At 70.6% G+C, this 13,799-nt stretch carries 11 protein-coding genes; 4 read left to right on the top strand and 7 right to left on the bottom strand.

Features of this window, described 5'->3' with window-relative positions; translation table 11 throughout:
* Positions 1-3: 3 nt before the first annotated feature.
* From ACH4SP_RS39665 to ACH4SP_RS39655, 3 genes are all read right to left on the bottom strand, one after another.
* Positions 4-738: an MIP/aquaporin family protein gene (locus ACH4SP_RS39665; RefSeq protein WP_398422881.1), complete on the bottom strand. Its 735-nt coding sequence runs from the start codon at positions 736-738 to the stop codon at positions 4-6.
* 326 nt (positions 739-1,064) lie between these two features.
* Complete coding sequence (locus tag ACH4SP_RS39660) at positions 1,065-1,466, bottom strand: Mpo1-like protein (RefSeq protein WP_398422879.1); 402 nt, start codon at positions 1,464-1,466, stop codon at positions 1,065-1,067.
* A gap of 236 nt (positions 1,467-1,702) precedes the next feature.
* Positions 1,703-2,563: a M15 family metallopeptidase gene (locus ACH4SP_RS39655; protein WP_398422877.1), complete on the bottom strand. Its 861-nt coding sequence runs from the start codon at positions 2,561-2,563 to the stop codon at positions 1,703-1,705.
* Between the two features lie 209 nt (positions 2,564-2,772).
* Here ACH4SP_RS39655 and ACH4SP_RS39650 point away from each other — a divergent pair, with 209 nt between their 5' ends.
* Positions 2,773-3,324, top strand: a complete 552-nt coding sequence (locus ACH4SP_RS39650) for an NUDIX domain-containing protein (RefSeq protein ID WP_398422875.1) — start codon at positions 2,773-2,775, stop codon at positions 3,322-3,324.
* Between the two features lie 626 nt (positions 3,325-3,950).
* Here the strand turns inward: ACH4SP_RS39650 and ACH4SP_RS39645 are convergent.
* On the bottom strand, positions 3,951-6,854 hold the full coding sequence (locus tag ACH4SP_RS39645; protein WP_398422873.1) for a TIM-barrel domain-containing protein: 2,904 nt from the start codon (positions 6,852-6,854) through the stop codon (positions 3,951-3,953).
* A 323-nt stretch (positions 6,855-7,177) separates the two neighbouring features.
* On the opposite strand from ACH4SP_RS39645, the gene ACH4SP_RS39640 reads away from it, so the two are divergent.
* Complete coding sequence (locus ACH4SP_RS39640; RefSeq protein WP_398422871.1) at positions 7,178-9,181, top strand: acetoacetate--CoA ligase; 2,004 nt, start codon at positions 7,178-7,180, stop codon at positions 9,179-9,181.
* Here ACH4SP_RS39640 and ACH4SP_RS39635 read toward each other — a convergent pair.
* Positions 9,151-9,651: a hypothetical protein gene (locus ACH4SP_RS39635; RefSeq protein WP_398422869.1), complete on the bottom strand. Its 501-nt coding sequence runs from the start codon at positions 9,649-9,651 to the stop codon at positions 9,151-9,153. The genes ACH4SP_RS39640 and ACH4SP_RS39635 overlap by 31 nt on opposite strands.
* Here ACH4SP_RS39635 and ACH4SP_RS39630 point away from each other — a divergent pair.
* Both ACH4SP_RS39630 and ACH4SP_RS39625 read left to right on the top strand, forming a co-directional pair.
* Entirely contained in the window at positions 9,623-10,108 is a 486-nt protein-coding gene (locus ACH4SP_RS39630; RefSeq protein ID WP_398422867.1) for a hypothetical protein, read from the top strand. The two genes, ACH4SP_RS39635 and ACH4SP_RS39630, sit on opposite strands and share 29 nt — an antisense overlap.
* Before the next feature lie 83 nt (positions 10,109-10,191).
* A complete protein-coding gene (locus ACH4SP_RS39625) occupies positions 10,192-11,100 on the top strand; it encodes a hypothetical protein (protein ID WP_398422865.1) in 909 nt (302 codons plus the stop codon).
* Positions 11,101-11,185: 85 nt separating this feature from the next.
* On the opposite strand, the gene ptsP is transcribed toward ACH4SP_RS39625, so the two are convergent.
* Together ptsP and ACH4SP_RS39615 are read right to left on the bottom strand one after the other, a co-directional pair.
* The gene (gene ptsP / locus ACH4SP_RS39620) at positions 11,186-12,856 is read right to left on the bottom strand and encodes a phosphoenolpyruvate--protein phosphotransferase (RefSeq protein ID WP_398422863.1); all 1,671 of its coding nucleotides are present in this window, start codon (positions 12,854-12,856) and stop codon (positions 11,186-11,188) included.
* Between the two features lie 77 nt (positions 12,857-12,933).
* A complete protein-coding gene (locus ACH4SP_RS39615; protein WP_398422861.1) occupies positions 12,934-13,383 on the bottom strand; it encodes a PTS glucose transporter subunit IIA in 450 nt (149 codons plus the stop codon).
* Positions 13,384-13,799 lie beyond the last annotated feature (416 nt).

Below are 13,799 nucleotides of genomic sequence, written 5' to 3'. Positions count from 1 at the left end.
CTGTCAGAAGGCCAGGTTGTAGACGAGACCGCCGAGTGCGCCGCCGATCAGTGGACCGGCCACCGGGATCCAGGCGTAACCCCAGTCGGAAGTCCCCTTGTTGGGGATCGGCAGCACGGCGTGCGCGAGCCGCGGGCCGAGGTCGCGGGCCGGGTTGATGGCGTATCCCGTGGGCCCGCCGAGCGACAGGCCGATGCCGACGACGAGGAAGGAGACGATCAGCGTCTGGCTTCCGGATGTGCCCAGCCCCTTCGTCATACCGAAGGCCAGCAGGGGCAGCACCAGCGCGAACGTCGCGATGGCCTCGGTGAGGAGGTTGGCGACCGGGTTCCGGATCTCCGGGATGGTGGAGAAGATGCCCAGCGTCGGCAGGGCCGCCTCCTTCTCCCGGTTGGCGTTGAACTGCGCGTAGTAGACCAGCCAGGTCAGCACGGCACCGATCACGGCGCCGACCATCTGCCCGAGTACGTACACCCAGACCTGGCTCCACTTGCCGGTGTCGACGGCGATGCCGAGGGTCACCGCCGGATTGAGGTGGCCGCCGGACAGCGGCGCCGCGGTGTATGCCCCGGCCATCACGCCGAAGCCCCAGCCGAACGCGATGACCACCCAGCCGGCGGCCTTCGCCTTGGAGAACCTGAGGTTGACGGCGGCGCACACACCCGCGCCGAAGAGGATGAGGATCGCGGTGCCGATCAACTCACCGCGGAAGACTTCCCAGTTGCTCCAGATACTCATGAGGTGGGCTCCTAGGCTTCGCCCGGGACGGGCCCCGGTCCTGAGGGTGCAGGGGGAGTACCCGGCGGCGGAGGCTGTGACCGCGGAGTCGGAAGCAGGGAGTCCCGTTCCCCCACCGGTGTCCGCCGTACGCGCCGAGCATGCTGCCGGGCCGGTCGGGACCGCCGGTGGGGGAGGGCACGGCGCGGCAGGGTCCCGCGCACGCCGGGCCGGTGGTGCAGGCGACGCCGACTGACAACGGGAAGTGTTCACCTGCGCTGATGGAGCGTCAAGGAGGTGGACAGCACTGGGTGTTGGGCCTGAACCGGGCTTCCGCCCGTGGTTGCTCAGCGGTTCTCGGCGAGCCACTTCGCGGCGGTGTCGGCCAGTTCCCGGTCCCGCCCCGCCAGCATCATCCGGATCATCTGCGCGTCGCCGCGCAGTGACCAGGCGGGGTTGCCGAAGGTGGCGGGGTTGTTCTTCTCGATCAGGAAGTGGGCGGGCCAGGCCGTGCCGTACCCGATGAGCGGCAGCGCGGCCGCGTACCGTCTCCGGCCGCGCGCCAGGCCGTACGCGGCGACGGCGAGTCCGGTCAGGGTGCCGGTCAGATGGATCCAGCGGGTGGCGGCCCGGGAGTGCATGGCGACGTAGAAGGGCCAGAAGTCCTCGTACGAATCAAAGGTGCGTCCCTCGGCCTGCGCGACGGGGATCTGTGCCGTGGAGGACCGTGCCGTGGAGGTCTGCGTCATGGGGGCACCGTATTCGTTCACCGGAAAACGCGAAACGGAGAACCGGATATGGGAATTCGGCGTCCGGTAGGAGAGAGCGGGCTGCCGGGGTCGACGGGGGTGGTCCTGGCGGCCCGCTCGGTTGCACAGCCCGCTCGGTTGCACCGGACGCCGAACTGCTCAATTCAATGGCCGAGCGAATGGCCGAGCGAATGACCGGCCGAATGACCGGCCGAACGGCCGACTCGACGTCGGACTCAATGCCCGGCGACGGACCGCCGCGAGACCGGGAAGTCGAAGTAGGTGTCGGGGAAGAGCTCGGGCTTGTGCGTGAAGTGCCACCACTCCTCCGGCAGGTTGGTGAACCCCTGCGCGGCGAGCGTGCTCTTCAGCAGTTGCCTGTTCGACCGCTGTACGCCCTGGATGCGCGGGTCGTCGGTGTGCGACAGGGTGTCGAAGCAGTCGTAACCGGTCCCCATGTCAATGGAGTTGTCACGAAAGCGCTCACTCTGCGGCGCAAAGCAGGGCTTCAGCTTCTCGCCCGGTACGTACGGCCTGGTGGGCCGGGTCGGCAGCCGGACGATCGTCAGGTCGACCGTGCTGCCCCGGCTGTGCCCGGACTTCTCGGCGATGTAACCGTCCGCGAACAGCCGCGACTTGTCGACCCGTGGATAGAACTCCCCCTTCATCGCCGTGTCGTCGAGGTCCTTGGCCCACCGTACGAAGTGGTCGACGGCGCGCTGCGGGCGGTAGCAGTCGTACACCTTGAGGGTGTAGCCGGAGCGGAGCAGCGTGCGCTGGGCCTTCTTCAGGGCCTGCGCGGCGGGACGCGTGAGGATGCACACCGGCTGGCGGTATCCGTCCACGGCCTCACCCATGAAGTTGTGCTCGGTGGTGTACCGCATGTCCTGGAGGATCGTCGGGTCCACGGACCGCAGCGACACGAACGCCTCGGGGGCCTTGTCAGGCCTCGACCGCTGGGCCTCGGGCGCTGCGGGGGAGGGGAAGGGGGCGGCAGGGGCAAGGGCAGGCGCAGGCGCGGGGGCGGCCGCGACGGTCAGGAAGGCGAGCGCGGCGGTGCCGAAGGCGCACAGGGCGGAACCAAGTCGTCGTCTCATGCGCCCCGTCTACCACCTCGCACCCCCGAGGGAAACCCCCGCTGACCCCCATGGGCCCCCACTGAGGAGCAGAGGAGCAGAGGAGCAGGGGAGCAGGGGGCAGGGGGGCAGGAGAGGGGAAAGCCCCCATGCGCCCCGATCCGCCGGACAGACCCGCCGGACAGAACCACTGGACAACCCTTGCTGGACAGGCCCGTTGACCAGACCCGATGAGCAGTCCCTCCGGACGGACCTGCCGTACAGGCCCTAAAGTCTGCGCCGTGAACCACTCCCACTGTGCCCACTGCGGTGCGCCGTACGCCGAGACCGCAGGATGGCCCCGCACCTGCGCCGCGTGCGGCGAAACGGCCTACCGCAACCCGCTGCCGGTGGCGGTCGCGCTGCTCCCCGTGCAGTCGTCCGAGGGAACCGGCCTGGTGGTGATCACCCGCACCATCGAACCGTGCCGCGGCGGTGTCGCCCTGCCCGGCGGCTTCATCGACCACGGCGAGGACTGGCGGGACGCGGTCGTGCGCGAACTCCGCGAGGAGACCGGAATCGAGGCCCCGGCCGCGAAAGTCCGCCTCGCTGACGCCCTGAGCTCCCCGGCCGGCCACCTGCTCCTCTTCGGCCTTCTCCCCACCCGCGAAGTCTCCGACCTCCCACCACCGGCCCCCACCCCCGAAACCACGGGCTGGCACCTCCTGCACACCCCGAAGCCCCTGGCCTTCCCCCTCCACACCCAGGCCGCCCGCTCGTGGTTCACCGGCACGTACACCTGACCTGCGGCCTCGCCCGACCCGCCTGACCCGCCCGACCTGACCGCCTCGCCCGGCCTTGCTCCACCGGTCCGTATATCTGGCCTGCCGCCACAGGCGCGCCGTACGCCACTCGTCCTTGTGCGGGCTGCGGGCTGCTTGTCGTGCCCGTGCAGGCTGCCAGGCCATGTCCACCGGTACGTACCCCCGACCTGCCGCCACGCCAGCGCCGCAGGCCATTCCTCCCGGCTCACCCGCCCCGCCCCTTGCCAGGAGCCAGCAGTTGCCAGGAGCCAGGAGGAGCCAGGGCTGCGAACCGCTGAACCGCTGCCCGCGCCCGGCCGCCCACCGTTGCCGCACTGCCACCGCTGCCGCACTGCCCCAGCGGCCCGGGGCGGGCCACCGATCCGGGCCGCTGAGGCAGTAGCGGCGCCCGCACCGTCGCCGCCTGTGCAGGCGTTGCTGCCCGCACCACCCGCTGGCGTGCTGCCCCGTCCCGAAGTATCACCCTGAACCAGCCGGTCGCGGACGCGTCTCCCCGCCGCCCGCCTCCGGTCCCCAACTCCGAGGTGCTACCTCCCCCCGTCGGCTCGGGCGTCTTCCTCCCGCCCAGCCCGGCCCATCGTCCCCCCGTCGCTCACCCCCTCACCTCACCCCACGACACCCCTCACCCGAACCTCCATGCCCACCTCGCCTCCCCCTTCCCGCTCCACCACAACCCGCCCCTCCCGCACATGCGAGGTGAACCGCTCGACCTGCGGCTGCTCCCACCCCTCACCGGCATCCCGCACCACCAGCCCGCTCCCGGTACGCCCAGGAGCTGGAGCCCACACCTCCAGTACGGTCCCGCCCTTCTCGCCCCGCACCGGAATCACCGCTCCGCCCCTCGCCAGCACGGGAATGCGGGACTCCACTCCGCCAGGCCCCATCGCCCCGGCCACTCCGCCCGGTCCTCTCCCGCAGGCCCCCGCCGCACCAGACCCCTCACCGCCGACTCCCGGCGCATCCAGCAGCACCTGTCCCGGCCCCTCGTACACCTCTTCCGTCACGGTGTCGTACCACCGCCCCCGCGGCAGCCGCACCGCCCGCCTGCACGCCTCCGGCTCCAGCACCGGTGCCACCAACAAGGAGTCCCCCAGAAGGAACGCGTCCTCACAGTCCCGCAACGACCGATCGTCGGGCGCACCCCACCACACGGGCCGCACATAGGGCGCACCGGTGAGCCGCGCCAGATGCGACAGCGTCACAAAGTACGGCCGCAGCCGCTCCCGTTCGGCCAGCGCAGCCCGCGCGTGCTCCAGCACCCGCGGCCCGAACTCCCAAGGCTCCCGCCGCCCCGCGTCGATCGCCGCATGCGTACGGAACAGTGGCAGATACGCCCCCAACTGGAACCACCGCAGATACAGCTCTGCCCCCGGGCTTCCGTCGAACCCGCCCACATCCGGCCCGGAATACGGAACTCCGCACAGCCCGAGCCCCAGCACCAGCGACAACGACGCCCGCAACCCGGGCCACCCGGTCGCCACGTCCCCCGACCAGGTACCTCCGTACCGCTGCATCCCCACCCACCCGGACCGGGAGAACAGAAACGGCCGCTCGTCTGGCCGCAGCCGTCGCAAGCCCTCGTAACCGGCCCGGGCCATCGCCAGCCCGTACACGTTGTGCGCCTCGCGATGGTCGCCGCCCCGACCCTCCAGCGCGTGGCGCGCGGACCGGGGCAGCGTCGGATCCCCGAACGCGGAGAACGACACCGGCTCGTTCATGTCGTGCCACACACCGGAGAACCCCTGAGCCAGGCGCTCCGCGTACAACTCTCCCCACCAGTCCCGCACCTGCGGATCGGTGAAGTCCGGGAAGGCGCACTCCCCGGGCCACACCTCGCCCCGCACCTCCTGCCCCTGCGCGTCGTGTACGAAGGCCCCGGCCTCGACCCCGCTGTCGTATACGGCGTTCCCGCGCTCCGCCCGTACCGCCGGATCCACGATCGACACCAGCCGTACCCCCTCGTCCCCCAACTCCCGTGCCAGTCCGGGCAGATCGGGAAACGCCTCCCGGTCCACGCTGAAAACCCGATGCCGGTCGTAGTGGTCGATGTCCAGGTGCAGGGCGGACAGCGGAAGCCCTCGGTCCCGGTACCCGGTGGCCACCCGCCGTACTTCCTCCGCGCTTCCGAACCCCCACCTGGCGTGCTGCGGCCCGAGCGCCCAGGACGGTGGCAGCGCGGGCCGGCCGGTCAACGCCGTCCATCCGTGCAGCACACGTGCGGGCGTGCCGACCACGACCCAGCACCTCAACGGGCCGCCCGTCATGCGTACTTCACTGCACCCCCACCGGTCGTGCCCCGAGCCGTCGCCCTCCTCGCCCTCGCGGAGCACGACGCGGCCGTCCCAGGTGTTGTCGTAGAAGGCGAGGTGCGTCCCCGCGTCGGACACCACGAACTGCACCGGCATCGTGAGATACAGCGGATCGTCCCCCGGCCCGAACCGCCCGCCGGGGTCGGTGTTCCACAGCCGGTACGTCCCGTCCCGCAACCGGGGCCCGCCGGCCCGCCCACCGAGCCCGAAGAACCGCGCGTCCGCAGGCACCTCGGACCGCTGCAACCACCGGCCCACCGACCCCACACCAACAGTCCCCCCACCACTTCGCCCCCCACCGTCCACCCCGACCCCGACCCCGACCCCGACCCCGGACTCGGCCCTGGCCCCGGCCCCGGCCTCAGACCTGGCCCCGGCCTCAGACCTGGCCCCGGCCTCAGACCTGGCCCCGGCCTCAGACCTGGCCCCGGGCCCGTCCTCAACCGCAACCCTGGCTCCTACCCCTGCGGAGCCCCCGACCTCCCCTGCGGCTCCGCCCCCGACCTCGGCTGCGGCCCCCGCTCCGGCCCCGCCGCCGGTCCCGGCTGCGGCCCCCGCTTCGACCCCGACCCTGGCTGCGGCTCCGACCCCCGCTCCGAATCCGCCCCCGACCCCCGCTCCGATCCCAGCCCCCGCTGCGGCCCCGGCTTCGACTACGCCCGCTTCCCCGACCCCGGCCCCTTCGACACCCCCGACGCCCTCGCCCCCGCCTTCGCTCCCGTCCCCGCCGCCACCCGTCACCGGCTCCCACCACCGCGGCGGCAATTCCCGCCGCAGCAACACCCCGCCCGGCGTCCGGACCTCGATCGTGCCGTGCCGGGAAACCGCGACCGTCACCCGTTCCGACACGACCTGCCACCCGCCCTCCTTGTCCGGTTCCAGTACGACCCGGACATCGGCATCGGGACACAACCCGGCCAACGCGTACGAAGGCTCCGGCCCGGCCCCGTCCCACCCCCAGAACACCGCGCCGCCCGCAGCGACCAGAATCCGCAGCTCGGACCGCGCGAACCGGACGATCCCGCCCCCGGGAAGCGCCTCCGCCCCCGTCACCGCCCCCGGCACACGAGCCCGCTCGGCCGTACGCGGGGGCAACCCCCAAGCGTCCGTACGCCGCCGTCGCCAAGCAGCCCGCACGGACCGCAGCCCCTGCACGGAACCGACCATCTTCACCAAACGCACCAGGTCATGACCGTCCATACCTCTCACCCTGCCACCCGCCCTCCCGCCCACGCCCCCCGTTCAACTTCCGTTCACCCACCCCGCTTCCGCTCACCCACCCCGCAACTCATGCTGCCGACCCTGCGGACGCGGACCCCTGCTCGGGCGAAGCGAAGCGCTTGGGGAAGGGCCGGCACAGGGCAGCCCCTGCGCGGAGCCGCGCCCCTCACCCCCTCACCTCTGCCCAGACCCGCCCCACCCACCCTGGTGCGGAAGTCGATCACATGGCATCGTCCCCTCCAGTCCGCCCTCGCCCCGTCCCCGCCCAACCGCAGAGCCGAAGAACCCCGGGAGCCACCCCCATGACGTCAACCCCAGCGACGAACCCCGCGTCCCAGCCCGCCCCCCTCTGGCAGCCGGGCCCCGACCGCATCGCCGAGGCAGCGGTCACCCGCTTCCAGGCCTGGGCGGCCGACCGCTACGGCGCCCCCGCAGAAGGTGGCTACGACGCTCTCCACCGCTGGTCCGTCACCGAACTCGACACGTTCTGGAAAGCCGTCGCCGACTGGTTCGACATCCGCTTCTCCACCCCGTACGAGACGGTCCTCGGCGACCGCACCATGCCCGGCGCCCAATGGTTCCCCGGCGCCACCCTCAATTACGCCGAGCATGCCCTGCGCACCGCCGAGGATCCGGCCCGCGCCGACGACCCCGCCCTGCTGCACGTCGACGAGTCCCAGATCCCCGAGACCGTCACCTGGTCCGAACTCCGCCGCCAGGTCGGTTCCCTGGCCGCCGAGCTCCGCGCCCTCGGCGTGCAACCGGGAGACCGCGTCAGCGGCTATCTGCCCAACATCCCCCAAGCGATCACCGCTCTCCTCGCCACCGCCGCGGTCGGCGCCGTATGGACCTCCTGCGCCCCCGACTTCGGCGCCCGCAGCGTCCTCGACCGCTTCCAGCAGGTCGAGCCGGTCGTGCTGTTCGCCGTCGACGGATACCGCTACGGCGGCAAGACCCACGACCGCACGGACACCGTCGCCGAACTCCGCCGCGAACTCCCCACCCTGCGTGCGGTCGTCCACATCCCCCTGCTCAATACACCCGCCCCCTCCGGCACTCTCGAATGGTCTTCCCTTACTGAGAGTGACAACGAGCCGGTCTTCGAGCAAGTTCCCTTCGACCACCCCCTCTGGGTTCTTTATTCGTCCGGCACCACCGGCCTCCCCAAAGCCATCGTCCAGTCCCAGGGCGGCATCCTGCTCGAACACTTCAAGCAGATCGGCCTGCACTGCGACCTGGGCCCCGACGACCGGTTCTTCTGGTACACCTCCACCGGCTGGATGATGTGGAACTTCCTCGTCTCCGGCCTGCTGACGGGCACCACGATCGTTCTGTACGACGGCAGCCCCGGCTTCCCCGACACCGGAGCCCAGTGGGCGATCGCGGAGCGCACCGGCGCCACCCTCTTCGGCACCTCCGCCGCGTACGTCATGGCCTGCCGCAAAGCAGACGTGCACCCGGCAGCCGACCACGATCTCTCCCGCATCACCTGCGTGGCCACGACAGGCTCCCCGCTCCCGCCCGACGGTTTCCGCTGGCTGCACGACGAGTTCGCCGAGTCCGGCCACGACCTGTGGATCGCCTCCGTCAGCGGCGGCACCGACGTCTGCAGCTGCTTCGCCGGCGCCGTGCCCACCCTCCCGGTGCACATCGGCGAGCTCCAGGCGGCCTGCCTCGGTACGGACCTCCAGGCGTGGGACCCCCAGGGCAAGCCCCTCACCGCCGAAGTCGGCGAACTCGTCGTCACCCGTCCCATGCCGTCCATGCCGATCCGCTTCTGGAACGACCCCAACGGCACCCGCTACCACGACAGCTACTTCGACACGTACCCCGGTGTCTGGCGCCACGGCGACTGGATCACGATCACCGACCGCAACTCCGTGGTCATTCACGGCCGTTCGGACTCCACCCTCAACCGCGGCGGTGTCCGCATGGGATCCGCCGACATCTATGAGGCCGTCGAACGGCTCCCCGAGATCCGCGAATCCCTCGTCATCGGCCTCGAAGAGCCCAACGGCGGCTACTGGATGCCGCTCTTCGTCCACCTCGCCGAAGGCGCCGTACTGAACGACGATCTGCGCACCCGCATCAAGAACACCATCCGCGCCGAACTCTCCCCGCGCCACGTCCCCGACGAGGTCATCGAGGTCCCCGCCGTTCCGCACACCCTCACCGGCAAGCGCATCGAGGTCCCGGTGAAGCGACTCCTCCAGGGCACCCCTCTCGCGAAGGCGGTCAACCCGGGTTCCGTCGACAACATCGACCTCCTTCACTTCTACGAGGAGCTCGCCCGCACCCGCCGCTGACATGACGCGTTGAGCGATCGCTCAACGCCATGCAGCGACCGCTCAGCCCCCGTACGTGGCCTCGGACTCGCCCAGCACCTCAGCGAAGTCCGAGGCCAGCCGCACCGCGTCCGCGACTTCGAGCCCTGCGGATCCAGCGTCCCCTGATCCGTCATCAGCCCCAGCACCGTCTCCTGCAGCACATGGCTCACCCACCCCGACGTGAGCAGCATCTGCCCGTCGTGCCGCGCCAACGTCTTCGCATCGCACGCCACAGCGGCCCATCGCAGGTCGACACCCAGATGCTTGGACACCGTCCGTACGTGTGCCCACCGGGGGAGCCCGCCGCTCGACAAGGTGTGCAACGGGACCTCGGCGATGTCGGCGTTGTGGTCGTCCTCCACCACCAGCACTTCGGGGAACTCCCGCACCACCGCGAGCAGTTCCTCCCGGCGCTCCGCCGTGAAGCAGCCTCCCGCCGCGATCGTCACGCGCTGCACCGAACCCGCCGGCCCCTCCCGCGTCGTCGCCACCTCCGACGACGACAAACCCACCGGCGCCACGGCACGCTCCAACCCCTGGCGAGACCGCACCTATCTCCTCTACACCGCCACCGAAGCAGTCCTCTTCCTCGACGACGTGATCTTCTCCGTTGGCCTTCCGCTCTGGATAGTCCACGCCACCGACGCCCCGCACGGCCTCGCCCCACTCCTCCTGGTCCTCAACAACGTGCTGGTCGTGGTCCTCCAGGTCCCGATGGCCAAGCTCGCGCCCACCACACACGCCGCCCGCAGGCTCCTCCTGCCACTGGCCGGAAGCTTCGTCGTGGGCACCGTCGCGCTCGCGGCCTCCGCCGCGGCAGGGACCTGGTCGGCCGTGGCCGCCCTGCTCCTCGCGGCGGCGGCCCTCACCTTCGCCGAGATGATCCACGCGACCCTCTCCTGCTGATCCGCGAGCGTCTCGCCGAACGGCATTGTCAGACCCCGCGGTTACTGTGAGTGAGTAATGATCGACCGCGCTCAGGGGGAGCAATGGAGCACACCAGGAACGACCGGAAGCAGAACCGCACCACCAAGTCCATGCGCCGCACCCTGCGCCGCGAAGTACCCAGCACCGTGGGCCTGCTGGCCGACGCCGAGGACTTCGCGGCCATGGCGGAGTACCGCACCTTCACCTTCCAGGACCACCCCACCTACCTTCAGCAGGTCGACGCCCTGCTCAGAACCCTGGCCGCCCAGGGCCTGCACACCAGCGTCACCCTCTTCGACCCGGAAGAATTCGCCGAGTTCTGTACGACGGCGGGGCTCGACCCCGACCGGCCGGAGACCCGTGCCCGCTTCACCGCGCACGCGGCAGCCCACGGAGCCTGCGTCGCGTACGAGGGGCAGCCGCTCGACAGCCTCGTGCCCACCCTCGTCAACGAAGCGCTCCGGCAGGCCACTTGGGACTGCGCGACCCTGCTCCTGGCCGACCTCGGCAACTGCGCCGAATGCGGCCAGGACATCGGCCGCGAAGCCTTCGAGCGCTCCTCGCACCTCCTCGTCGCCCTGCTGAAGGGAGCGGGCACAGGCCTCCACCACCTCGTGTGCAGCGTCCCCGCCGAGGCGGAACAACTCCTCGCCGTTCTGCACGTAGAAGTGGCCGAGGACGGGATCCCCGAACTCGAAGACGACGAGGGCGCCGAATTCGTGACGGTCCTCGCCGCAGGGGTCGCCCTCGAAAGCCCCGGCGGAATCGTCCTGCGGACCACCCGCGACGGCGAACCCGACCGGGTGCACGGCTGGCGCCTCGACCGGGGCAGCCTCGCCGTCCTGACCGCGGGCGAAGTCTTCAGCGCCTACTGCACGGACGCCGAGACCGGCGACCCGGTGTCCCCGGAACCAGGCGTCGAGTACTGCGCGGGCTACGCCCTCGACGACACCCCCGGCAGCCGCCACTGAATCGGAAGAAGCCGAAAAGCCCGAGGGGCTGCCGGCACTGACCGGCAGCCCCTCGGGACCAGGAGAGAACGTCAACGCTGTCGGGTCACTCCCCGGACAGCACCGCCTGCGCGGCCACCCGGGCCTCTTCGGCGGTGTCCACCGCACGCGCCGCGGCAGCCGCACGCTCGCACTGCGCCAGCGTGTACTTCGCCAGCGTCGCGCGTACGTACGGAATGGCCTTCGCACCCATCGACAGGGAGGTGACACCCAGACCGGTCAGCACGCAGGCCAGCAGCGGATCGGCAGCGGCCTCGCCACACACGCCACAGCTCTTGCCCTCGGCCTTGGCGGCATCGGCCGAAGCCGCCACCAGGTCGAGCAGCGCCGGCTGCCACGGGTCCTGCAGCCGCGACACCGCACCGACCTGACGGTCGGCCGCAAAGGTGTACTGGGCCAGGTCGTTGGTCCCCAGCGACAGGAACTCGACCTCCTGCAAGATGGACCGAGCCCGCAGCGCGGCGGACGGAATCTCCACCATCGCACCGAACTTCGCCTGCAGCCCGGCCTCACGGCACGCGTCCGCGAACGCCTTGGCGTCCGTACGGTCCGCCACCATCGGCGCCATGACCTCCAGGTACACGGGCAGACCCTCGACGGCCTTGGCCAGCGCGGTCAGCTGCGTCCGCAGCACCTCCGGGTGGTCGAGCAGCGACCGCAGACCACGCACGCCCAGAGCCGGGTTCGGCTCCTCGGCGGGCGTCAGGAAGTCGAGCGGCTTGTCCGCACCCGCATCCAGCACACGCACGACCACACGGCCCTCGGGGAAGGCCTCCAGCACCTTGCGGTACGCCTCGACCTGCGACTCCTCCGAAGGAGCCTGCTTGCTGTCGTCGAGGAAGAGGAACTCGGTCCGGAACAGACCGACACCCTCGGCACCCGCCTCCACCGCAGCCGGCACGTCCGCCGGACCACCGATGTTGGCGAGCAGCGGCACCTTGTGACCGTCGGACGTGGCACCGGGACCGGTCGACGCGGCCAGCGCCGCCTTGCGCGCGGCGGCAGCGGCCTCCAGCTCGGCGCGCTTCTCGGCACTCGGCTCGACGAAGACGTCGCCCGTGCTGCCGTCGACGGCCACGACCGTGCCCTCGGCCAGTTCACCGGCACCGGGCAGCGCCACCACGGCAGGAACACCGAGCGCCCGCGCGAGAATCGCGCTGTGGCTGGTCGGCCCGCCCTCTTCGGTCACGAAACCGAGCACCAGCGCCGGGTCGAGCAGAGCGGTGTCCGCAGGCGCGAGGTCCCGCGCGATCAGCACATACGGCTCGTCACTGTCCGGCACACCCGGCATCGGAACGCCCAGCAGACGGGCGACGATACGATTCCGCACGTCGTCGAGGTCGGCCACCCGGCCGGCCAGGTACTCCCCGGCACCGGCGAGCAGCGCACGGTACGCGGCGAACGCGTCGTACACACCGCGCTCGGCCGTGCTGCCGACGGCGATCCGACGGTCCACATCGGCCATCAGCTCGGGGTCCTGAGCCATCAGCGCCTGAGCCTCAAGAACGGCCTGAGCCTCACCGCCCGCCAGGTTGCCACGCGCCATCAGATCGGCCGCCACAGCGTCCACGGCCTGACGGGCACGCCCCTGTTCGCGCTCCGCCTCCTCCGCGGGAATCTGCTTGGCCGGCGGTTCGAGAACCGCCGTACCCATGTGCCGAACTTCGCCGATCGCCACACCGTGGCTCACGCCGACGCCTCGCAGCGTTGTCTCCATTTCACCGTCTCCGCTAGTTGCGACGGACCGTGCCGCCGCGTTGGATGTACTACCCGCCGTCACTCCGGCGCTGACGTCTACTTCCAGCTGAAGAGAACGTCGCCGACCTTGACGTCGCCGTCCTCGGCCAGCTCCGAGAGCGCGTCGGCAGTGGCTTCGAGCGCCACCACCGGGCACACGGGCGACTTGCCGGCAGCCTCGACCGCGGCCGGGTTCCAGCGCACGATCTCCTGTCCGCGCGTCACGGTGTCACCCTTGTTCACGAGGAGCTCGAAGCCCTCGCCGTTCAGCTGCACAGTGTCGATACCGAGGTGGGTGAGCACACCGTGGCCCTCGGCGTCGACGACGACGAACGCGTGCGGGTGCAGGGAGACGACAACACCGTCGACGGGCGACACGGCCGCGGAGGGCTCGCGCACGGGGTCAATAGCGGTGCCGGGACCGACCATCGCTCCGGAGAACACGGGGTCGGGGACTGCGGCGAGTCCGATGGCGCGACCTTCAAGAGGGGACGTCACGCTGGTCATGGGGGCCTCCCAGGGGCGGAGTTTGTGCGGCGCCGTCACTACCTGTCCTGGACGGCATACCTGCTTCAGAGGGTAAGTCATAAGAAGTCCCGGTTCCGCACGAGAGGTGCCACTTGGACGACCTTGGGATGCACCGGAAACGATTTGCCTCAACAACCGGTGCCATGTACTGTCGTACTCCTGCCTGACCCCAACACGCACTCGCTCTCTTGCGGGTCGTTGCGTCGGCAGCGCCTCTTGAATGTCGATCCTATCCCGGATCCCTCTTTCTGCATGCCGCAGAATGAATGGTCAGGGAAACGGAAAAGCCCTGATAGAGTTGGAACCGCCGGAAAGGGAAAACGCGAAAGCGAAGAACCTGGAAAGCACCGAGGAAGTCGGAACGGAAACGGTCTGATAGAGTCGGAAACGCAAGA

It is taken from the genome of Streptomyces sp. NPDC021093, assembly GCF_044333135.1.
Taxonomy (GTDB): Bacteria; Actinomycetota; Actinomycetes; order Streptomycetales; family Streptomycetaceae; genus Streptomyces.
Note: the sequence above shows the minus strand (reverse complement) of the source record. Positions and strands in the feature narration are given on the sequence as shown.